A 21599-nucleotide genomic window follows, 5' to 3' on the forward strand; every position below is an offset into this window, starting at 1 on the left:
TCCCCCCCCCCCCCCCCCCGTAAAAACTTCTGGTCGATTATCGGGGCGCAAACCTCACTGCTTTCTGCCTATCGACGTTATGGCGGCTGGATTACCTTGGGTCTAGCAATCGCTGCTACTTTGATCGCAGTTGTTTTGTCCGATGTGGTGTATGGTTTTCTGGCCCGTCTGAATTGGGTCGGCGAGGATATGCACACTATCGTGACCAGCGTGACGGCAGTGAGTCTGGTGTTCTTTGGCCAGATTGTGCTCAACCGGCTGGTGTTGAAGCGCTCTTTTTCGCAGTATGTTCAGGCCGCTTCAGACTGGGCGAGCAACCGCCAGGATGTGCTCGATAATTTTGAAATCATGGCGCGGCAGTTGACGCTAGTGAGAACTTTCAACGAAGTGCTTGGTGGCCATTTGGTCGATGTGGTACGTGTCACCGAGGTTGCTGCGTTCGACATTGCCGGGCGACTGGATCATATCAATCAGGAAAGCCAGCGTCTGACCGAGGAAGTGCGGGTCTCAGTGGAGCATTCGAATGCGCTATCTACTCAGTCGGGCACCGAGATCGAGCGCAACCTCGAGGCTGTCCGGGCTCTGATGGATTACCGAGAAGCGCGGGAAAAAAGTCAGCAGTGCATGCAACAGAGCATTGCTCGGGTAGTGGCGGAAATCGGTTCATTGTCGCCGCTGGTCGAGCTCATCAAGAAAATCGCCAAACAAACCGACTTACTGTCGCTCAATGCCTCCATAGAAGCCGCACGAGCGGGAGCATCCGGGCAAGGTTTTGCTGTCGTGGCCGACGCGATACGCAAACTGGCTAATCAAACTTCCGAAGCAGCCACGGAAATTTCCACTGGTATTGAAGTGGTTTCAAGCGCCATCATGAAGGAGCTCAAAACAGCTTTTGCGCTCGATAACAGCGGTAGTGATCAGCTTCAACTTAATGAAATCACTGAGCGCCTGCACAATATGAGCGATCACTTTGCTGAAACCCTGACCTATTTGCAGCAACTGACGGGTTCTCTCAATCAGTCTACGGAAAAGATCAGTCACGATGTCCTGGATACTTTGGGTAACCTTCAGTTTCAGGACATTATCCGTCAGCAGCTCGAACAGGTGATTCAAGGCCTTGAACGCCTGAGCGGAGTGACTGACGATCTGGCTCAAGGCAGTCGTGTCGGTTTTGTGGCTCCGTTGCAACTTACGACGTTGCTGGAAGGGCATCTCGAAGAGCTCAAGCGCAGCTATGTCATGCAGGCACAGCATGATGTTCATGACAAAAAACAGCGTTGTGGGGAGGCAACTTCCTCTGTTGGTACCTCGCGTGTCGAATTATTTTGAGTTCTTTCCGACGCTAGAGGACCGTGGCTGCAAACTCGACTGCTGCTAGTCGAAGTGCGTCCCAAAGATCTGCTGCTGCGCAGATCGAAGCATGACACCTCAAATTGCAATGGCGTTATTTATACGATTGCCCTGTCAATCGACAGGCGCAATTTCTGTCTGGTGTTGCTATGCAGCTTGCGGGTGCAGGTATATACTTGCCAAGTCAGTGATTGACTGGGCAGTGAAATGAGCAAGACACCGGGTTTCTATCAGGCAAATACCTACCGCATCAATGACAGCATCGGTTATCTGGTCAGCCGCTTGACGCAGACGCTGGGGCGGGAGATCGATCGGCGCATGGTCGATCTGGGCCTGACCGATGCGCAGTGGAAGCCGCTGTTGCTGCTGCAGCAGGGCGCGTGCGCGACGGCGGCGGATATTTCCCGGATGGTTGGTCTGGATACCGGGGCGGTGACGCGTCTGCTGGATCGCGTGGAAAGCAAGGGCTTGATCCGGCGCGTGCGTTCGGCGGCGGACCGGCGGGTCGTCAATCTGGAATTGACGGCAGAAGGACGGCGCGTGGCGGACGAAGTACCCGGCATCATCAGCGGGCTGGCCAATCAGTTTCTGGAGGGTTTTTCCGAGGAAGAGTACCTGCAGTTCAAGGATTACCTGAATCGCGCCCTGGACAATCTGGGGCAGCTCGATTGAGCTGGCGACAGGGGTGATTTACCGATTCATTGATTCGTTGATTCACAGATACACGCCTCCAATTTTCCTGGTGCAACGTTCATGAGCAATGCAAATACTCCACGATCCGAGGCAGGCGGTTTATCGGGCGGCAGTTCCGTGAGTTCCCCCAATCCACCCAATCCGCGCCGGGGGCGAATGATTGCCTTCACCCTGCTGTGCCTGCTGCTGGCGCTGGGCTACGCACTGTACTGGGGCATGGTCGCCCGCCACAAGGTGTACACCGACAATGCCTATGTGCAGGGGAATGTGGTGCAGGTGACGCCGCTGGCCGGCGGGACGGTGGTGGCGGTGAACGTCAATGACACCGATCAGGTGCAGGCCGGGCAGGTGCTGGCCAGCCTGGATCCGCTGGATTCGCGGCTGGCGCTGGACCAGGCGGAAGCCCGTTTGGCGCAGACGGTGCGTGATACGCGGGCCTTGTATGCCACCGACAAGGCGCTGGCGGCGCTGGTGAGCGCGCGTCAGGCCGACGTGCGGCGCAGCGAGTTCGAGCGGTCGCGGCTGAAGACGGATCTGGCGCGGCGCGCGGGTTTGCTGGATGCGGGCGCGGTGTCGCTCGAAGAAGTGCAGCATTTGCGCACGGCGGTGGCCAACGCCAATGCGCTGCATGCGGCAGCCCTGGCCGCGCTGAACGAGGCGCAGGAGCAACTGGCGAAAAACCAGACGCAGACCGCGGGCGTCGAAGTGAGTCGGCATCCGCGCGTGCTGGCGGCGGCCGCAAGTTATCGCGAGGCCTGGCTGGCGCATCAGCGGCGGGAGATCGTCGCGCCCGTCGCCGGCACCGTCGCCCAGCGCCATGTCCAGGTTGGCCAGCGGGTGAACAGCGGCGTGCCGATTATGGCCATCGTGCCGCTGGATCAGGTGTGGGTCGATGCGAATTTCAAGGAATCGCAACTGGAAAAACTGCGCATCGGCCAGGCGGTGGAGCTGACGGCCGATGTGTATGGCAGCCGCCGCAAGTTTCACGGCCATGTCGCCGGCCTGGCCGCGGGAACCGGCGCCGTCTTTTCCCTGTTGCCGGCGCAGAATGCCACCGGCAACTGGATCAAGATCGTGCAGCGGGTCCCGGTGCGCATCCGCCTCGATGCGTCCGAATTGATCGAGACGCCATTGCGGGTCGGGCTTTCCATGGAGGCGAGCATCGACGTGCGCGACCAGTCCGGCCATGCCGTGACGGATGCCAGCGCCGGCCAGGCCGCGTCGGTATCGGCGACCAGCGTTTATGCCGATCTGGAACGGGCGGCGGATGCGCGCGTCGAGGCGATCATTGCCGGCAATCTCGGCCAGGCTGCGCCATGAATGATTGCCTGCCGTCCGCTTTGACGGGCGCTGCGCATGGCTGAAGCCGCAGCAGGCGCCGACGCCGCGACGATCTCCCGCTTCGATCCGCCACCGCTGACTGGCGGCAAGCTGGTGCTGGGCACGGTCGCCCTGTCGCTGGCGACTTTCATGAACGTGCTCGATTCGTCGATCGCCAATGTGTCGATTCCGGCGATTGCGGGTGATTTCGGCGTCAGTCCGAGCCAGGGCACCTGGGTCATCACCAGTTTCGCGGTGTCGAATGCGATCTCCGTACCGCTGACGGGCTGGCTGACCCAGCGTTTCGGCATGGTGCGTCTGTTTACCCTGAGCATCCTGCTGTTCGTCATCGCTTCGCTGTTGTGCGGCCTGGCGCCGAATTTCGCCACGCTGGTGGTCTTCCGCGTGCTGCAGGGGCTGGTGGCCGGGCCGATGATTCCACTTTCCCAGTCTTTGCTGCTGCAGAGTTATTCCAAGGAAAAATCCGGCATCGCACTGGCCTTCTGGTCGATGACCACGCTGGTCGCGCCGGTGATGGGGCCGATGCTGGGCGGCTGGATCACCGACAGTTATTCCTGGCCGTGGATTTTCTACATCAACATTCCGGTGGGCCTGTTCGCCATCGTCGCTACCTGGCTGCTCTACAGGGATCGCGAATCGCCGACGCGCAAGCTGCCGATCGATACCGTCGGCCTGGCGCTGCTGATCATCTGGGTGGGTGCCTTGCAGATCATGCTGGACAACGGCAAGGAGCTCGACTGGTTCGCTTCCGTCTGGATCATCGCGCTGGCGCTGATCGCGGCCATCGGTTTCGTTTTCTTCCTGATCTGGGAGATTTCCGAAGCGCATCCGATCGTCGATCTGAGCCTGTTCAAACGGCGCAATTTCTGGGCGGGCACGCTGTCGCTGTCGCTGGGCTACGGCATTTTCTTCGGCAATGTGGTGTTGCTGCCGCTCTGGCTGCAGCAATTCATGGGGTATACGGCGACCTGGGCGGGCTTGCTGATGGCGCCGGTCGGCATACTGGCGATACTGATCACGCCCTTCGTCGGCAAGAATCTGCAGAAAGTGGATCTGCGCATCATGGCCACCGTAGCCTTCGCGAGCTTCGCCCTGGTGTTCTGGATGCGGGCGCAGTTCAATGTCCAGGCGGACTTATTCACCCTGATGCTGCCGTCCATCATTCAGGGGATTCCCATGGCTTTCTTCTTCGTGCCGCTGATGGCGCTGATTCTCTCGGGTCTGTCGCCGGAGCGCATTCCGGCGGCGGCCGGGCTGTCGAATTTCGTCCGCATCACCGCCGGCGCCTTCGGCACGTCGATTTTCACGACGCTCTGGGAAGATCGCGCCGCCTTGCATCATGCCGGGCTGGTGGAGTCGATCAACGGCGCCAGCCTGCCGACGACGGAAGCGCTGCGGCAGTTTTCCGCGCTCGGCATGGAAGACGGGCGAGGGCTGGCCTACATCAATCGACTGATCGAGCAGCAGGCCTACATGCTGAGCGCGAATGACCTGTTCCTGGCTTCTGCCGGGCTTTGCCTGGGACTGATTGCCGTCGTCTGGCTCTCACGGCCGGGCGGCGCCGTCGGTGTGGCCGATGGCGGGGGCGCGCATTAGCGCGACGGCGGCAAAGCGCTACTGCGGGCTGCCGGTCTTGGCATGCTCGTCATCGACGCGGAGTTTTTCCAGCGTCGTCCGCATTTCGCCGAAGGTCCGCAGCATGCACTTGAAATAGACCTTGTTGGCTTCCAGCGAAAGCGGCTTGACGACATATTGTCCGCTGGCGGCCGAGGCTTCCATCAGGCATTGGTTGTTGCGGTAAAGCACCCAGCTTTCGCGGCTGGCCTTGAGCATTTCCTGCATTTTCTCGTTGCCGGCGAATTTTTCATGCAGGCGCTTGTAATCGCTTTCCATCCGGGCTTCCAGATGGCTGATCAGCGGGCCGCCGCATTGGTCGATTTCACTGCTCGAACGGGCCTGATCGAGACAGGGCGGTGTCTTGGCGAAGGCGGTGCCGCTGCCGATGAAAAACAGGGTGGCCAGCAGGGCCGTCAGAAGGTGATTGGCGTGTTTCCTGGACTGATGCATGAGGAACTCCCGGTCAATGTGCAACGTTGCGATGGGGATTGCGGCCTTGATTGCAGCCACGGATATGAGGGCATCCCCGGCATTTTCAAGCTGCGCGGCGTGCCGCGCCTGTACTGCCTGTGCCGCCCGCGTTACCCGGGCCGGCTGCAGTCGGCGAGTCAGCGCAGATTGCCTGCCCGCAGCGCGCGCAGCGCCAGGTAGGCGATCAGGGCGCAGATGAAGGACCAACTGACCAGCCCGTGCCGGCTATCCGGGTACCAGCCGCTGGCGGCAAGCAGCGCCAGGGAGGCGCAGGCCAGGCTGCCGACGGCCAGCAGGCCGAACTGTTTGCGCCGGCTCAGCTTGTGGAGCGGCAGGCTGTCATCGAGAAAATGGCCGATCGAATAGCGGGTCGCCGATACCGGCATGTGCCGCGTCGTCCGGCGCACGACGAGCTGCTTGAGCAGGTTGAGGGCGATGAATGCGAAGAGGATGATCCGTCCGTCGGCCTTGCCGATGACCAGCAGTGAGATCAGCGCCATGATGGCGAGTCCCCAGTGCTTCTGCTGGCGGAACAGGCGCTGGTAGCGTTCCTCGGAGTCGATGATGTAGCTTTTGCCGAGCATGCCGTTCGGATAGAACAGGCGTTGTCCATCGGCCGTGGTCTGGAATGAGCCCTTGGCGATGAAGTCGAAATTCAGGCGCATGGATGCGTGTCGCGTCTCGCGCTAGCGGGTCTGGCGATATTCGAGCAGGTATTTCCCGTCGCCTGCCGGGCGGCCGAGGGTGTTCAGCAGGGCAGCCAGAGGATTCGGCAGCCTGTCGTCGAGGGTTGCGGCGACCAGGGCGGGATCGGCTGCGACGGTTGCGATGGGTAGGCTGGGCGCGGAGGCCAGGCCGCTGAAATGCAGGCCGCCGTCGGCGGTGAATTCGCCGCTGCCGTCGATCTGCAGATGGCCGCGCAGGGTCTGCAGCCCGATTTTCGTGGCGGACCCTTGGCCGGTGAGCTTGATGTGGTAGTCCCCCAGTACGATGCCGGGGATTTCGCCCAGCGAGGCCTCGCGCCAGAAGATTTCCAGACCGCCCTGGCAGTCGCTGCCGGCCCAGTTGCAGCCGAAGCGTTCGCCATCGGCCCGCAACATGCCTTGCCAGCGGTAGCGGCCGAGCGCGCCGGGCAGCAGCGGGGCGATGGCTGCGGCCGGCAATCCCAGTTCGACGTTTTCCGCCTGCAGGCCGGAGATGCCCGCACTCAGGCGCAGCCGGCCCTGCTCCGGCGAAATATCCGCGACTAGCCGGCCGAGCAGCAATTCGGCCGGGCGGATTTGCCAGGTGATGTTCTGGATGTTGCGCCAGGGCGTATTTTTGTCGGCACGGGCGAGGAGCATGCCGGCGCCGTGCCAGATGCTGCCGCTGGGCGAGGTCAGGCGCCATCGATCGTTGCTGGCGCGTTCCAGCAGCGAGGCCAAGGTGGCGGCCGGCCATTGGCTGATGGCGGCCAGCAGCAACAGGGCGAGGAACAGCAGGCTGTAGCCGAGTCGTTTGCGCATGGGAATGGGAGTGTGGTCGCGGTCGGGATCGGTTGGGGGGCAAGGGCAGTCGGCGCCAGTTTGCCTCAGTTCGGCTCGGGCAGGCTGAACAGCGCGTCGATGCGCACCTGTCCGGGGCTGCCGGTGGCTTCCACCCGGCTTTGCACCAGGCGCAGCCGGGCATCGCGCTGCAGCAGGGCGAGCGCATCGAGCCAGCGTTCGAAGGGCAGCTCGGCCTGCAGCCGGAGCTGGCGCGCGCCGGCAGTTTGCAGTTGGCCGGCGCCCAGCTTCAGGCCGGCCTGAAGCAGCAGCGTTTCCGCCGTCTGCTGCAGGCTGGCTGCGCCAAGCGGCGGATTGACCGGCTGGCTTTGCAGCGCGCGGATGTCTGCCGCTTGCTGCTGCATGGCGGCCAGTTGCAGGCGCAGTTGCGGCAGTTGCTGACGCAGGTGCGCGCGCGCCTGATGGGCGTGCCACAGGCCGTTGATGAGCAGGGCGAGCACCAGGAAGACGGCCAGCGCGGCGAGAAACAGCCGTTCGCGCGGCGCGCGGGCTTGCCAGAAGGCGGCGAGCGCTTGCAGATACCGGCTCATGGATGGCTCCGCAGGGCAAGCACGGCTTCGATCGCGGCACCTGCGCTGCCGCTTGCCGGACGCGTATCGCGGATGACGACATCGAAACCACGGCGCGTCAGGCTGTCGCGCAGGTGTTCGACTGCGCCGGCATCGGCCAGGGTGAGCGTCAGTTCGAGGCGGCCCGTTGCATAGGTGATCAGGCGCAACTGAGCTGGATTCGGCAGGGAGGCGCTGGCGGCGGCAAGCAGGCTGAGGAAATCGTCCGCACCGGGTTGGCCGTGTTCGCGGCGCAACTGGTCGTGCAGGCGCTGCATCTGCAGGGGCGGATCGACGATGGTCTGCGCCTGCGGAAAGCTGCTGCGAAATTGCGCCGTCATTTGCTGGCGCAAGCGAGTTTCTTCGCGATTCAGCCAGGCCCATTCGCCGAAGCTGAACAGGCTGTAGATGAGCAGCGCCAGCCCGCCCAGCCACAGCGCCGGGCGCAGCGTGCCCCAGCCTTCGCCTGCCGTGCGTGGCGGGGCGAATTCGCCGGTCAATAGATTGCGCGCATCGTGGCCGGGCTGGTTGCGCCAGTCGTATTCGCCAGCCGGCTGCAAGGGGAGGCCGAGGGTCGCTTGCCAGGCTTGCAGTCGTGCCGCGTCGATGCTCACGCCGGGGGCGAGATGAATCTCGATGGCGGCAGGCAGGGTGCCGGCCTTGCGCGCGGCAGCGACCGCCAGGCGCAATTCCGCCGGCGGTTCGTGCAGGGCGTCCGGGGCCTCCGGGACGTTCGGGCCGCCGGCGAGGTCGAAACTGCAGCCCGCCTCGCTGGCCGTGCGCAGGAAGCCGGCCTGGGGCTTGAGGCAGAGCGTCCAGTTCGTGCTGGCGGGTAGCAGTTGCAGTTCGCTGATGAGGCGCTGCGGCTCGTAGCCGAGCGCGCGCAGCGTGGCGAGCAGCGCCTGCAGACGGGAACGGGCGATCGCCCAGACTGCCGTGCCTGTCGCCGTGCCGTCGGTTGCGGCAGCGTGTCCGGCAGGGCTGCCGACGACGAAATGTTCGTTCGCCGCATCGCCCAGCAGTTGCTCTTCGAGCGCATAGCCGATGACTTCCGCCGTGCGGGCGCGCGCCGTTTTGGGCAGGCTGACTGTAGCGAGCAGGCATTGTTCGGCCGTCAGCACCAGCTCGCAGCGATCGGCTGCCGGCCAGTGGCGCGGTTCGCCGTTGCCGCTTTGCAGCCGCGCGCCGCCGGCATTCAGCAGCAGCCACTCGCAACGCGTTTGCCGGCCGGGCCAGCCGGCCGGCAGGTAGAGGCGCAAGGTGGTGGCGGGCGGTTTGCTCATTGGCTCATCTACTCATCTGCTCATGGACGCGGCCTGGCTGCGCCATTCATTCAAACTTCTGCCAGACGATGCGCGGCCAGATGGCCGTGCGCTGCAGCAGCGCCTGGACGCGCGTGTCGGCATTGCCGTAGCGGGCGTGCAACGCGACGCTGAAGTGGCTGCTGCGGGTATCGAGGCGCTCGATGCCTGGCTGCATGATGTGTTCCTGATTGGCCAGGCGTTTGCGGAAATCGCCGATGTCGAGAAAGGGAATCCGCTCGCGCTCGGCAACGACCTGATGGATTTCCGTGACGGGAAAATCATGGAGAACGGCGCTCAGTACCAGCGCGCCGGCAGTATTGACGTTCAGCGGATTATAGCCGGGAAGCACGCTGACATAGGGCCGCAGGCGCTCGACGATGTCCGCCGTATAGCCGCGCACGCGCAGCAGGTTGTCGATGTCGGTGAGCTCGCGGTTGGCTGCGCGGTAGGGAGGCTGCAGGTTCAGGTAGTACGCGTCCTCGGCGCCATCCTCACCGTTCGCACCGGGCCGGTCGTCGGCGTCCAGCCAGTCGGCCAGGCTGCTGGCGAGTTGCGCCGGCAGTTGCAGTAGTTGCAGCAGACGGCGAAAAACCTGCAGTTCGGCTTCGTCGCGCCGGCCGTTGCGAACGAGGTTGTTGAGGTTGAATTTGCTCTGCTCGTCCGTGATGGCGCCGCCGATTTCGCCGCCTTCCGCCGGCATGGCCGGCACGCGGGTGGCCCAGGGTTCGCCGAGGTGGTCGTAGCGGCTTTTGCGCGCATCTTCGGCCAGCACGGCGCGCGCCCAGTCGATGCCGGCGCTGGCGAGCTGGCGTGCCTGGGCCAGGTCGCGGCGGGTTTCCATGCCGCGCAGCCAGGCGTTCTGCTGCCAGATCAGCGAGGTTGCCAGCAGCGTGGCCAGGGCAACCACCAGCAGCGCCATGATGAGCGCAGCGCCTTGCTGGCGCCGTGTCGGGGGCGGGCTGCTTTTCATGCGGGCAGGGCGAAGATGCGGCGCAGGCGCGTGCCGTCCTGCAGGATCAGTTCGATGGCGACGGCGCGCGGCAGCATGTCGTCGGGCGCGCCCTGAGGCGGCCAGTGATCCAGCCAGTTGCCGCCGTCGTCGAGATGCTCGAAGCGCAGGGCGCGGATGCCGTCGAGCAATGGATGGATGGCGGGGCGGGCGTTTGCATCCGGCGCCGGATAGGAATCCGTTTTTCTGTCCAGCACGGGCCAGAGCAGCAGTTCGAGCTGCGTACCGCGCAGGCGGTAGCCCAGGCGCAGCTCGTCGCGTCCGCTGGCCGACTTGCGGGTGAATTCGAGCGCGGCGCGGTCGCTCTCGTCCGCGGCATCGAGCGCGGCCAGCGGCAGTCCCTGCCAGGCCGGCAGCGTGGGCGCGTTGCTGTCATCGGCGCGTTGCGCCATGGCGCCGAGCGCGCTGGAATACATCGCGGCAAAGCGTTGGTTGAAATTGCCGTCCGCCGCCGCGCTTGCCTTGCCCGATCGGCCGTCGCGCGGCGCGCCGGTGTGGATGGGACGGCGTGCCGGCTGCGCCACGTCATTGCCGAAGCGATTGAAGAACAGGGCGATATCCTGCCAGCGCCGGCCGTCGTCGATCAGGTGATTGCCGTTGCGCGCGAGGTTATCCAGGCCGCGGTAGGCCAGGCTGGCGATGACGGCCAGCAGCGCGACGGCAACCAGCAACTCGATCAGCGTCATGCCGCCGCAGCCTTGGTGCCGGCGCCGGGAGCGGGTCATGCGGTGTGGAGATGTCGTGGCGCGGTGCATTTGCGATCAATAGCGTGGCTGGACGAGAAAGCCGCTCAGGCGGGCGAGAACGGGGCCGTCGGTGGTTCCTGCTCCGGCTTCAGCTTCGCCCTCGCGCACCTGGATGTCGATGCGGCGGAACTGGCTGTTGGCCGTGGGGCTGACGGTTTCCTGCCAGAGAAAGCGGCGGCCGCCTTGTTCGGCTTCGCCCCCGTGGTTGCCGGGTGCCGGCCAGTCGCGGCGGGCGCGATGTTCTTCGAGACGATCCTGGGCCACCCAGTCGGCCAGTTGGCGCCGTTGCAGTTCGGCGGCATGGTCGGCCGCTGCGGCGCCGGCGCGCAGCGCGGCCATCAGTGCCAGGGCGAGGACGGTCAGGGCGACGAGGACTTCGAGCAGGGTGAAGCCGTGATGCGCAGGCGGTTTGCCGAAGTTCATGCGGCCGCGCTCGATGCGCGTGCTCATTTTCCGTCCGTCACCGTGACGCGCCCGCTGGGCAGGCCGAGCACGGTGCTCGTCGCGACTGTCCGGTCTTTGCCGGCGGACAGGATGATGCGAAACAGCGGCGGATCGCCGCGCCGGAAGATCAGCAGTTCCCCCGCCGCCAATGCCTGGCCATCGACTTCGACGTGGCTGATGCGCACTTCGTCGTCGAGCCGGCGGCTGCGGAAACGATCATCCATGCCGACGGGCAGCCAGCGTGGCGTGGTGGTGAGCGCATCGTCGGCAAGCAGAAAATCGTAGCCGTTGTCGTGCTCGTGCATCGTCCAGGCCAGCCGGCGCTGGCCGGCCAGGGCTTCGGCATTGGCGCTTTCGAGCAGGCTGGCCAGGCGCACGGCTTCCGCGTCCAGCAGGCGGCGCGGGCTGGGGCTGATGCTGAGTGCGACGGCCGTGCTCAGGATGCCGATGATGACCAGCACCACCAGCATTTCGATCAGCGTGAAGCCGCGCTGCTGCATTGCAGAGGGTGAGGGTGGTGAAGAGCGTGGCGGGTTACAACTGCCAGTTGCCGATGTCGGCATCGAGTCCCGTGCCGCCGGGCGCGTTGTCGGCGCCGAAACTGAAGACGTCGATTTCACCGCGCAGGCCGGGATTCAGATATTGATAGGGATGGCCCCAGGGGTCCAGCGGCAGCTTTTCGACGTAGCCGCCGGGATTCCAGTTGTCGGCAGCGGGGCCGGCCTCGGGGCGGCTGACCAGCGCCTGCAGGCCCTGTTCCGTGGCGGGATAACGCTTGTTGTCGAGGCGGTAGAGCTTGAGCGCGCCGACCAGCGAGGCGATGTCCTGGCGCGCGGCGACGGCCCGCGCCTCGTCGGGGCGGCTCATGATCTTCGGCACCACCAGGGCGGCGAGGATGCCGAGGATGACCACGACGACCATGATTTCGATCAGGGTGAAGCCGCTTTGGCGGGGGGCAGGATGTTTGGACATGGCGGGTTCCCGGTGTTTGGACTGTTTGCACTATTGCAGAAGCATGTTGATTTCGATGATGGGCAGCAGCACGGCAAGAACGATCAGCAGGACGATGCCGCCCATGAACAGAATCAGCAGCGGCTCGAAGAGGCCGAGGGCGACGGCGGTGCGCCGGTCGAGTTCGGCCTGCTGCTGCACGGCGGCGCGCTCCAGCATGTGGGCGAGCGTGCCGCTGGCTTCGCCGCTGGCGATCATGTGGATCAGCAGGGGCGGAAAGAGTTTTTCCGCGCCAAGCGCGCGATGCAGCGGGTTGCCTTCGCGCACCAGGCGGATGGCCTGGTCGAGCGCGGCGCGCAGCACGCGGTTGGCGAGCACGTCGCGGGCGGTTTCCAGGGCGGTGAGCAGGGGCACGCCGCTGCCCACCATGATGGCCAGGGTGCTGGCCAGGCGGGCGCTGTCGAGAGTGCGCAGGTGGCGCCCGAGCAGCGGCAGTTCGAGCAGGCGGCGATGCCAGCGCAGTTGCAGGCGGTCGTCGCGCTGCAGCAGCCGGCGCGTGCCGAGGCTGGCGGCAATGAGCACGGGCAGCAGCCAGTAAAAATGGCTGCGCAGAAAATCGCTGATGAGGATCAGGGCGCGGGTGAGCAGCGGCAGGGTTTGCTTGCCCTGCTTGAAGACTTCGACGATCTGCGGCACGACGTAGGTGAGCAGGCCGACGATCACCAGCAGGGCGATCGCGCTGACCAGGGCCGGATAGAGCAGCGCCTGCAGCACTTTCTGCCGGGTGGCCTGCCAGGCTTCCAGATGATCGGCCAGGCGCAGCAGCAGCCGGGCCAGTTCGCCGGATTTTTCGCCGGCATTGACGACGGCGCGATAGATCGGCGGGAAGCTTTCGGCATGCTGGGCCAGGGCCGCGTGCAGCGTATGTCCGGCCAGGACTTCGGCGCGCACGCCGGCCAGCGTTTGCCGGATGCCGGCGGCACCGTGTTCGTGTTCATTCTGTCCGTTTTGCTCGATCAGCGCGGTCAGCGATTGTTCGACGGTCAGCCCGGCTTCCAGCAGTATCGCCCACTGGCGGGTCAGCAGGCTCAGGCTGCCGGCGGAGATTGCGCGCCGCGCCAGGCGCAGCGGCGCCGATGTCGCTGCACCTGCATTGCGCCCGGCGCCGGCAACGGGCGTGACGCTGATGGGGAACAACTGCCGTTCGCGCAACTGGCTGCGGGCGGCGCGGCTGGTGTCGGCTTCCAGCACGCCGTCGACCTGGCGTCCGCTGGCGTCGAGGGCCTGGTAATTGAAGGCTGCCATGCTGTGCCGCTTGCCTCGTCGACGGCTAGTCGCGGGTCACGCGGAGGATTTCTTCCAGCGTGGTTTCTCCGGCCAGCACCCAGCGCAGTCCGTCCTCGCGCAGGGGGCGGGTGCCCGCGCCCAGGGCATGCTCGCGCAGTGCCTGGTCGGCGCTGCCGGCATGGATCATCCGGCGCAGCGCATCGTCGACCTCGAGCAGTTCGTAGATGCCCATGCGTCCCTGATAGCCGGTGTGGTTGCAGCTTGGGCAGCCGTGCGGGTGGTACAGGTGGCGCGGCGCGGCAGTGGGATGGCCGGTGAATTGCGCTTCTTCCTCGGGCGTGGCCGGCCGCGCCTGCTTGCATTCCGGACAGAGGCGGCGCACCAGGCGCTGGGCGAGCACGCCGGCCAGGCTGGAGGCGAGCAGGAAGGGTTCGATGCCCATGTCGACGAGGCGCGTGACGGCGCTGGCCGTGTCGTTGGTGTGCAGCGTGGCCAGCACCATGTGGCCGGTGAGGCTGGCCTGCACGGCGATCTGCGCGGTTTCCAGGTCGCGGATTTCGCCGATCATGATGACGTCCGGATCCTGGCGCAGGATGGAGCGCAGGGCCTTGGCGAAATCCAGGCCGATGCGCGGATTGACCTGGGTCTGGCCGATGTGGGCCAGGTCGTATTCGACCGGGTCTTCCACCGTCATGATGTTCAGCCGCGTGGCGTCGAGGCGGCTGAGCGCGGCATACAGTGTGGTGGTCTTGCCCGAGCCGGTCGGGCCGGTGACCAGAAAAATGCCGTGCGGCTGGCGGATCAGGCGATCCACCTGGCCGAGCGTGTCGGCGGCCATGCCAAGGACGTCGAGATGCAGGCGGGCCGGGTCCTTGTCGAGCAGCCGCATGACGATGCGCTCGCCGTGGCTGGTGGGAATGGTCGAGACGCGCACGTCGATCGGCTTGCCGGCAATGCGGATGGTGATGCGGCCATCCTGCGGCATGCGTTTTTCGGCGATGTCGAGCTGGGCCATGATCTTGATGCGCGAAGCCATCGCCGCATGCAGCGCGCGGTGCGGGTGGATGACGTCGTGCAGCACGCCGTCGATGCGGAAGCGCACGGTCGAATGCTGCTCGAAGGCTTCGACGTGGATGTCGGAAGCCTGTTCGCGCACCGCCTGGGTGAACAGCGCGTTGATCATGCGGATGATCGGCGCGTCGTCCTCGCTTTCGAGCAGATCCTCGATGGGTGGAAGTTCCTGCACCAGGCGGCTCAGGTCCATTTCCTGGCCGATGTCGTCGGCCACCTCGGCGGCGGTCTGGTCGGTGCGGCTGTAGGTGGCGGCGAGTTGCTGCTCGAAGCGCGCCGGGTCGCACAGCGTCAGGCGCAGCGCGCGGCCGGTGTGGCGGCGCAGTTCGTCGAGCGCGGTCAGCGTCGTGGCGGCTGCGTCGTCGCGCACCTGGACGTGCAGGGCGGCATCATCATCCGCATCCGTGCCCGCATCATTGCCGACGACGATCAGGCCATGCGTTCTGGCGTAGCCGTAGGGCGGTCGCCAGCTTGCGCCGTTTGCCGTCATTCGCCGGCCTGCGGGGAGGCTGCCGGGCTGAATTCCAGCGCCTGGTTGAGTTTCGGCAGCAGGGGCGGCGCGGTTTCGTTGGCCATCAGGCGCACGCTGCCGGCGGCCTTCTTTTGCTCGCCGATGACGTAATCGTAGCGATCCCCGGTGAGTTTCCGGTAGCCGGCGGCATCGCGCACGATCTGCGGCCGCAGGAAGACCATCAGGTTGGTCTTGGTGCGCTTGCGCGTTTCGTAGCGGAACAGGGAACCGACGACGGGGATGTCGCCGAGCAGCGGCACCTTGTCCTTGCCGGCGCCGGCGCTGTCCTGGATCAGGCCGCCGATGACGATGGTCGCGCCATCGTCGACCACCACGGAAGTTTCTATGGAGCGTTTGTTGGTGCTCGGTCCGGAGACGTTGGACAGCGTGTTTTCCTGGATGCTGGAGGCTTCCTGGTAGATCTGCAGGCGCACCAGGCCGCCTTCGGAAATCTGCGGCCTGACCTTCAGCATCAGGCCGACATCCTTGCGTTCGTAGGTCTGGAAGGGCGTGGCCGTGACGCTGTTGCCGGTGGCCGCGTACTGGCCGGAAATGAAGGGCACGTTGCTGCCGATGACGATCTTGGCTTCTTCGTTGTCGAGCGTCAGCAGATTGGGCGTGGACAGGATGTTGGCATTGGCATCGTTTTCCAGCGCGCGCACCAGCACGCCCAGTCCGGCCGGATCCGAGATGATGCCGAGGTTGAGGCCGGGGGCCAGCCCCAGCGTGCCGGTGTTGCGCGCCTGGGCCAGGTTTTCGATGAAGCCGTTGAGGTTGCGGCTGCCCGCGCCGAAGTTGGTGCCGCCGACGACGGCGGTGTTCTTGCCGGAGCTGACGCTGCCACCCAGCCACTGGACGCCGAGTTCGCTGGCGCGATCCGAAGTCAGCTCGACGATGAGGGCTTCGACGAGCACCTGGGCGCGCCGCCGGTCGAGCATGTCGATGACTTGCCGCAGGTTGTTGTAGACCGGCTCCGGGGCGGTGATGATGAGGGCATTGTTGCTGGCATCCGCCTGGATGAAGCCGCCGGTCTGGGCGCTTGGATTGCCGGCAGCGTTGGTGGAATTGACGGGATTGACGAAATTGGCCGCGCCGGTCAGGCCATTGTCCAGCGCATTGCCGTCGCTGCCTGCCGCAGCGAGCGGGGCGGTGGCCGGGGATGCGCCGGCGGACGAGCTTGCCGCGCTGACGTCATTGCTGACGATGGCGCGCAGGGTCTGGGCAACTTTCACCGCTTCCGCATTCTTCAGATAGACGACATGGATGTTGCCGCTGTTGGCGGAAGGCTGGTCCAGGGAGGTGATCAGGCTGCGGACATGGCTGAGTTTGGTGGGATTGTCGGAACGCACGATCAGCGCATTGCTGCGGGTGTCGGCGTGAATGCTGACGCGCTGCTGCGGGTTGGCGACATTGCCGCCGTCGCTGCCGTAGATCCGGTTGAGCGTGTTGGCCAGGTCGATGGCCGAGCCGTGCTGGATGGCGATGATCTGCGGCTCCGTGCCATAGGGCGTATCCAGCGCGGCGATGATTTTTTCGAGGCGGTTCAGGTTGTCGGCGTAGTCGCTGATGACCAGGCTGTTGCTGCCCGGATTGGCGCTGACCGGATTGTTGGGGGCGACCAGCGGGCGAATGGCGGCGACCATGTTGCCGGCGGTTTCATGGCGCAGCGAAAACACGCGCGTCACCAGTTGATCGCCGCTGAGGCCGCGTTGCGTCGGGCCGGCATGCGTCTTGGCGTCCGCCTCGGGCATGATGCGCACGACATTATTGCTTTCCACGGCGGCAAAGCCCTGCATGCGCAGGGCCGAGAGCAGGTAGTGGTAGGCCAGCGACTGCGGAACGGGACGACTGGAGACGACATTCACCGTGCCCTTGACGCGCGGATCGAGCAGGAAGCTCTTGCCGGTGATCTGCGCGACGGCCTTGGTGACGGTTTCGATGTCGGCATTGACGAAGTTCAGGGTGACCTTGTCCTCTTCGGCATGGGCTGCCGTGGGCATCAATGGCAATGCGCCCAGCCACAGGCAGGAGATCAGCAGGAGAGCGGCCAGCGGGGCGCGGCGGCGCCGCGGCCCGGTCACGGATGGAACGATCTGTTTCGGCATGGTTGCCATCGGCTTGTCCAGTTTCTGGTTTCAGGCAGGGAGGTCGAGGAAGTCAGGGATTGCCGTGTTCCGGCAGGGACAGGGTGCGGGACCGACCGTGATGCAGCAACGTCACTTCACGCGCCAGAACGCGCTGCAGGACGATGCCGGGCGCGACTTCATCGCCTTCGCGCACGACTTCCGGCGGGCTGCCTTCGATGGCGATCAGCGCATAGGCCGGCCGGCCGTCTTTCTGGGCGGCGATGGCGCCGATGAGGCGGAGTTCGCCGGTCGCGCTGGATAGGTTGTCCGCACTGTTCGTGTTTCCTGTGCTGTCGGCGGTGCCGAACAGATGGTGCGCGCCGATGGCCTGGGCCAGACGCTGCGGGTCGGTTTCCAGCGCCGTCACCGGCGGCGTGCTCGTCGGCAAGGTCAGCGCCCAGTAGATGCTGGCGCATAGCCAGGCCAGCAGCATCAGCATCAGTCCGCTGGCCAGGTGACCTAGCCAGGGCGGCGGGGACAGCGGATTCATCGCGGATAAACGGGGCCAGGCAGGCATGGGTTTGCGAATGTGAGAATGCGTGAGTTCGTAAATTCGAGAATGTGCCGATGCGACGATGCGCACGTGCGGCCAGAGGCGGGCTGGGCAGTATAGCATCGCCATAAATGCTTTTCGGCCGGCCGGCGAAGCGGCAGGGCTGCGAGGTCTGCCGCTTGCAGCGGCGTTCAGCCGGTTCGGGCGTTGCGGCGCGCGCGCCAGGCTGGCAGCAGCGCCAGCAGGGCGAGTGTCACGGCCAGCTTGTTGCCCCAGCGCACATAGGGCGTTGTCCCACCGTAGCCCTGGACTTCCACCGTCAGTCCGGCGCTGATGAACGGTGGCAGCACGCCGATGATGCGGCCGTCCGGGGCGATCGCCGCCGTCATGCCGGTATTGGTGGCGCGCAGCATGGTGCGGCCGGTTTCCAGGGCGCGCAGGCGGGCGATCTGCAGATGCTGCGGCTGGGCCAGCGAATCACCGAACCAGGCGGTGTTGGACAGATTGATCAGCAATGTGGCTTGCGGCAGGGCGCGGATGATTTCCTCGCCGAACAGGTCTTCGTAACAAATGTTGGCGGCAATCTGCTGGCCGGCGATTTCCAGCGGTTTTTGCACGCGCGGCCCCGGGATGAAATCCGCCATCGGCATGTGCATCATGTCCATGAACCAGGCGAAGCCGGGGGGAATGTATTCGCCGAAGGGCACCAGGTGGGTCTTGGCGTAGTACTGCAGCTCTTGCCCCTGGCTGATGGCCAGGGCAATGTTGAGCGGGCCGCCGGGATAACCGGATTCGCGGGCGGTGGCGGCCACGCCGGTCAGCACCGGGCCTTTGTCCATCAGCATGGCCAGGTAATCGCGCGGAACGTGATCGAGAAGCATCGGCAGGGCCGTTTCCGGCATCACCACCAGTTGCGCCGGATGGGCGTGCAGCAGTTCGGCGTAGGTGGCCAGTGAGTAGGAGATACGGTCGGCATTCCATTTGCCGTCCTGCGGGACGTTGCCCTGCAGCAGGCTGACGGTCAGCGGCTCGCCCTGGGGTTGCGTCCAGTCCATGCGGGTCAGCAGCGCGCCGCAGGCGGGAATGAGCAACAGGACGGCGACGACCGCCATCCACGTGCCGCGTGTCTGGCGGCGCTGCAGGCCGAAGGCGATGAGCCCGGCCATGATGGCGGCGAACAGGCCGATGCCATAGACCCCGACGACGGCGGCATAGCCGGCCAGCGGGCTGGGCGGCGTATGGGCATAGCCGCTGGCCAGCCAGGGAAAGCCGGTGAGCAGCCAGCCGCGCAGCCATTCGCTCAGCGTCCAGCTGCCGGCGGCCAGCAGCGTGTCGGCAAACGGCCGGCCACTGCGCAGCCGCGCGAACAGCGCGCCGGCCAGCGCGGGAAACAGCGCCATGTACATGCACAGCGCCAGGGTCGCGCCAGCGGCGACCGGGGCGAACATGCCGGCCATGTCGTGCAGGCTGATGTAGACCCAGGAGACGCCGCAGAGGAAAACGCCGCAACCCCACAGCCAGCCCAGCCAGGCCGCGCTTCTGGCGGATGCGGCGCCGCGCCAGAGCAGGAACAGCGCGGCAAGACTGAGAACGGGCAGCGGGAACAGCGCGAACGGGGCGTAGCCGAGCACGCTCAGCGCGCCGAGCAGGAAGGCTGCGACGGGCAGGAGCCTGGCTCTATTCATCGAGCGGGATCAGGCGCTGCGGGTCGACCAGCAGCGTATGCACGCGCCGACTGTCGGCGCGCAGCACCTGGATGCGCAGGTTGCCGATCTGCACGACTTCGCCGCGCTTGGGCAGGCGGCCCAGATGCTGGAGGACCAGGCCGCCGATGGTGTCGAATTCCTCATCTGGCAGCTCGGTCTTGAAGGCCTGGTTGAAATCCTCGATTTCCGTCGTGGCCTTGACGCGGTAGCGGCCGGTGTTGTCGAGCACGATGTTGTCGCCGGCTTCGTCGAAATCGTATTCGTCGTCGATGTCGCCGACGATCTGTTCGAGCACGTCCTCGATGGTGACCAGGCCCGCCACGCCGCCGTACTCGTCGACGACGATGGCCATGTGGTTGCGCGAGACGCGGAATTCGCGCAGCAGGATGTTCAGCCGTTTGGACTCGGGAATGAAGACGGCCGGACGCAGGGTGTCGCGCAGGTTGAATTCCTTGCCGGCAAAGTAGCGCAGCAAGTCCTTGGCGAGCAGGATGCCGAGCAGGTCATCGCGGTTTTCGCCGATCACCGGAAAACGCGAGTGGGCAGCCTCGATGACGAATTCGGTGATTTTCTCGATGGGATCCTCGATGTCGACGACGTCCATCTGGGCGCGCGGCACCATGATGTCGCGCACCTGGATGTCGGAGACTTCGAGCGCGCCTTCGATGATCGAGAGCGCATCGGCATCGAGCAGGTTGCGCTCGAATGAGGTGTGCAGCAGTTCGAGCAGCTCTTCGCGATCTTCGGGAACGCGCGTCAGCAGCGCGGAAAGGCGTTCAAGCAGGGAAGGTCGACTGGATGGGTCCATGGGTCTGGTGAGTTGAAAGTGAAATCAGTGCGCGATCCGCTCGGCTCGATAAGGATCGGGAATGCGGAAGCGGGCCAGAATGCGGCGTTCCTCGTTTTCCATGCGCAGGGCGTCGGCATCGCTTTCGTGGTCGAAACCCTGCAGATGCAGCATGCCATGAATGACCAGATGGGCGAGGTGATGCCGCAGCGGCTTGTCCTGCGCCGTGGCTTCGCGCCGGACGACCGGTTGGCAGATCACCAGATCGCCGGCCAGTTGCGGCGGCGGGGCGTAGGGAAAGGACAGCACGTTGGTGGCATAGTCGCGCGACTGGCCCGCCTGGCTGCGGTATGCGTGGTTCAGCGCGCGGCCTTCCTCGGCATCGACGAAGCGTATCGTCACCGTGGCGCTATCGTTGACTGCGCTGGTTGCGCTGGCGGCGTTCAGTGCGGCACGCACCCAGCGGCGCAGTTGCGCGCGCGAGGGCAGCGCCGGATCCGCGCAGGCGTATTGGACGGCCAGCGACAGACGCGTTGAACGCTGCGCCCCGGGTCGGCCGTCAGGGATCTTCTTGCGCTGCCTGGTCATGGCTTTCGTAGGCGGCAACGATGCGCGCCACCAGCGGATGACGGACGACGTCCGCAGCAAGGAAATCGGTGAAGGCAATGCCGCGCACCTTTTCGAGGATGCGCCGCGCTTCGACCAGGCCGCTCTTCTGGCCGCGCGCCAGATCGACCTGGGTGACGTCGCCGGTGACCACCGCCCTGGCGCCGATGCCGATGCGCGTCAGGAACATCTTCATCTGCTCCGGCGTGGTGTTCTGCGCTTCATCCAGAATGATGAAGGCGTGGTTCAGGGTGCGCCCGCGCATGTAGGCGAGCGGGGCGATTTCGATGGCCTGGCGCTCGAACAGCTTGCCGACCTTGTCGAAGCCCATCAGGTCGTACAGCGCATCGTAGAGCGGGCGCAGGTACGGATCGACCTTCTGCGCCAGATCGCCGGGCAGAAAGCCCAGACGCTCGCCGGCTTCCACGGCGGGACGCGTCAGAATGATGCGGCTGACCTGGTCGCGCTCCAGCGCGTCGACCGCGCTGGCGACGGCGAGATAGGTCTTGCCGGTGCCGGCCGGGCCGATGCCGAAGGTGATGTCGTGTTCCTGGATCTGCTTGAGATACTGCACCTGGCGCGGCGTGCGGCCGTGCAGATCGGCCTTGCGCGTGATGAGTCCGCAAGATTTTGTGGCATTTGCGGCATCCGTTGACCTCGCGGCCGTCCCCTGATTGATGAGTTCGATCAGGTCGAGCTGGATGTCCTCGATCGGCAGCGGTTCCTTGCTCTTTTCGTAGAACAAGCGCAAGGCCGTTGCGGCGAGCCGGGCATTGTCGCCCTTGATGCGGAAGCGATCGCCCCGGCGGGTGAGCTGCACGTCGCAGGCTGTCGCGATCTGGCGCAGGTTTTCGTCGAGCGCGCCGCACAGATTGGCGAGCCGTTGATTGTCGGCAGGCTCGAGCTGGATCGAAAGCGAGGTTGCGGCAGAGTCCTTCAAGTGTCTTGGCGCGTATCCGGAAAAGCCAAATTCTGCCGGGAATCAGCGGCAATC

The 21599-nt window shown here is 65.2% G+C and carries 22 protein-coding genes; 4 read left to right on the plus strand and 18 right to left on the minus strand.

Translation table 11 applies throughout. The features are described 5' to 3' along the window. The 4 genes from SDENCHOL_RS06895 to SDENCHOL_RS06910 form a co-directional block, all read left to right on the plus strand. Window positions 1-1329, plus strand: a 1329-nt coding sequence (locus SDENCHOL_RS06895; protein ID WP_231912931.1) for a methyl-accepting chemotaxis protein, incomplete at its 5' end; no start/stop codon positions are given. Window positions 1330-1557: 228 nt separating this feature from the next. Then, window positions 1558-2022, plus strand: coding sequence for a MarR family winged helix-turn-helix transcriptional regulator (locus tag SDENCHOL_RS06900; RefSeq protein WP_154716553.1), 465 nt, complete (start codon window positions 1558-1560; stop codon window positions 2020-2022). Window positions 2023-2160: 138 nt separating this feature from the next. Beyond that, window positions 2161-3363, plus strand: a complete 1203-nt coding sequence (locus SDENCHOL_RS06905; RefSeq protein ID WP_197706870.1) for an HlyD family efflux transporter periplasmic adaptor subunit — start codon at window positions 2161-2163, stop codon at window positions 3361-3363. A gap of 36 nt (window positions 3364-3399) precedes the next feature. Continuing rightward, window positions 3400-4980 (plus strand): DHA2 family efflux MFS transporter permease subunit, encoded by a 1581-nt coding sequence (locus tag SDENCHOL_RS06910; RefSeq protein ID WP_154716554.1) that lies wholly within the window; start codon window positions 3400-3402, stop codon window positions 4978-4980. An 18-nt stretch (window positions 4981-4998) separates the two neighbouring features. Here the strand turns inward: SDENCHOL_RS06910 and SDENCHOL_RS06915 are convergent, their stop codons facing one another. From SDENCHOL_RS06915 to SDENCHOL_RS06995, 18 genes are all read right to left on the minus strand, one after another. Continuing rightward, the gene (locus SDENCHOL_RS06915) at window positions 4999-5451 is read right to left on the minus strand and encodes a lysozyme inhibitor LprI family protein (protein WP_154716555.1); all 453 of its coding nucleotides are present in this window, start codon (window positions 5449-5451) and stop codon (window positions 4999-5001) included. Between the two features lie 158 nt (window positions 5452-5609). Continuing rightward, on the minus strand, window positions 5610-6137 hold the full coding sequence (locus tag SDENCHOL_RS06920; protein ID WP_154716556.1) for a hypothetical protein: 528 nt from the start codon (window positions 6135-6137) through the stop codon (window positions 5610-5612). Between the two features lie 21 nt (window positions 6138-6158). After that, window positions 6159-6977, minus strand: coding sequence for a type II secretion system protein N (gene gspN / locus SDENCHOL_RS06925; RefSeq protein WP_154716557.1), 819 nt, complete (start codon window positions 6975-6977; stop codon window positions 6159-6161). Window positions 6978-7042: 65 nt separating this feature from the next. Continuing rightward, a complete protein-coding gene (gene gspM, locus SDENCHOL_RS06930; protein WP_154716558.1) occupies window positions 7043-7546 on the minus strand; it encodes a type II secretion system protein GspM in 504 nt (167 codons plus the stop codon). Continuing rightward, the gene (gene gspL / locus SDENCHOL_RS06935; RefSeq protein WP_154716559.1) at window positions 7543-8847 is read right to left on the minus strand and encodes a type II secretion system protein GspL; all 1305 of its coding nucleotides are present in this window, start codon (window positions 8845-8847) and stop codon (window positions 7543-7545) included. Before gspL ends, gspM begins: the two co-directional genes overlap by 4 nt. Before the next feature lie 46 nt (window positions 8848-8893). Then, window positions 8894-9838 (minus strand): type II secretion system minor pseudopilin GspK, encoded by a 945-nt coding sequence (gspK, locus tag SDENCHOL_RS06940; protein ID WP_154716560.1) that lies wholly within the window; start codon window positions 9836-9838, stop codon window positions 8894-8896. Further along, window positions 9835-10602, minus strand: a complete 768-nt coding sequence (locus tag SDENCHOL_RS06945; protein ID WP_172955017.1) for a type II secretion system protein GspJ — start codon at window positions 10600-10602, stop codon at window positions 9835-9837. Before SDENCHOL_RS06945 ends, gspK begins: the two co-directional genes overlap by 4 nt. Before the next feature lie 36 nt (window positions 10603-10638). Next, the gene (gene gspI, locus SDENCHOL_RS06950; protein WP_154716562.1) at window positions 10639-11073 is read right to left on the minus strand and encodes a type II secretion system minor pseudopilin GspI; all 435 of its coding nucleotides are present in this window, start codon (window positions 11071-11073) and stop codon (window positions 10639-10641) included. Further along, window positions 11070-11567: a type II secretion system protein gene (locus SDENCHOL_RS06955; protein ID WP_154716563.1), complete on the minus strand. Its 498-nt coding sequence runs from the start codon at window positions 11565-11567 to the stop codon at window positions 11070-11072. Before SDENCHOL_RS06955 ends, gspI begins: the two co-directional genes overlap by 4 nt. A gap of 34 nt (window positions 11568-11601) precedes the next feature. Next, complete coding sequence (gene gspG, locus SDENCHOL_RS14150) at window positions 11602-12039, minus strand: type II secretion system major pseudopilin GspG (protein ID WP_172955019.1); 438 nt, start codon at window positions 12037-12039, stop codon at window positions 11602-11604. A 30-nt stretch (window positions 12040-12069) separates the two neighbouring features. Next, on the minus strand, window positions 12070-13323 hold the full coding sequence (gene gspF / locus SDENCHOL_RS06960; protein ID WP_172955020.1) for a type II secretion system inner membrane protein GspF: 1254 nt from the start codon (window positions 13321-13323) through the stop codon (window positions 12070-12072). Between the two features lie 25 nt (window positions 13324-13348). Next, entirely contained in the window at window positions 13349-14866 is a 1518-nt protein-coding gene (gene gspE, locus SDENCHOL_RS06965; protein ID WP_154716564.1) for a type II secretion system ATPase GspE, read from the minus strand. Continuing rightward, complete coding sequence (gene gspD / locus SDENCHOL_RS06970) at window positions 14863-17001, minus strand: type II secretion system secretin GspD (protein WP_154716565.1); 2139 nt, start codon at window positions 16999-17001, stop codon at window positions 14863-14865. The genes gspE and gspD overlap by 4 nt, the downstream gene beginning before the upstream one ends. A 43-nt stretch (window positions 17002-17044) precedes the next feature. Then, window positions 17045-17503 carry a type II secretion system protein N gene (locus tag SDENCHOL_RS06975; protein WP_172955021.1) on the minus strand — a complete coding sequence of 153 codons (459 nt, stop codon included), beginning with the start codon at window positions 17501-17503 and terminating at the stop codon, window positions 17045-17047. A 194-nt stretch (window positions 17504-17697) separates the two neighbouring features. Then, window positions 17698-19191, minus strand: a complete 1494-nt coding sequence (gene lnt, locus SDENCHOL_RS06980) for an apolipoprotein N-acyltransferase (protein ID WP_154716567.1) — start codon at window positions 19189-19191, stop codon at window positions 17698-17700. Next, complete coding sequence (locus SDENCHOL_RS06985; protein WP_154716568.1) at window positions 19184-20020, minus strand: HlyC/CorC family transporter; 837 nt, start codon at window positions 20018-20020, stop codon at window positions 19184-19186. The genes lnt and SDENCHOL_RS06985 overlap by 8 nt, the downstream gene beginning before the upstream one ends. Before the next feature lie 24 nt (window positions 20021-20044). Then, window positions 20045-20587, minus strand: coding sequence for an rRNA maturation RNase YbeY (gene ybeY, locus SDENCHOL_RS06990; protein WP_154716569.1), 543 nt, complete (start codon window positions 20585-20587; stop codon window positions 20045-20047). Next, window positions 20559-21545, minus strand: coding sequence for a PhoH family protein (locus SDENCHOL_RS06995; protein WP_154716570.1), 987 nt, complete (start codon window positions 21543-21545; stop codon window positions 20559-20561). The genes ybeY and SDENCHOL_RS06995 overlap by 29 nt, the downstream gene beginning before the upstream one ends. Window positions 21546-21599 lie beyond the last annotated feature (54 nt).

It is taken from the genome of Sterolibacterium denitrificans (assembly GCF_900174485.1).
In the GTDB taxonomy this organism is placed as follows: Bacteria; Pseudomonadota; Gammaproteobacteria; order Burkholderiales; family Rhodocyclaceae; genus Sterolibacterium; species Sterolibacterium denitrificans.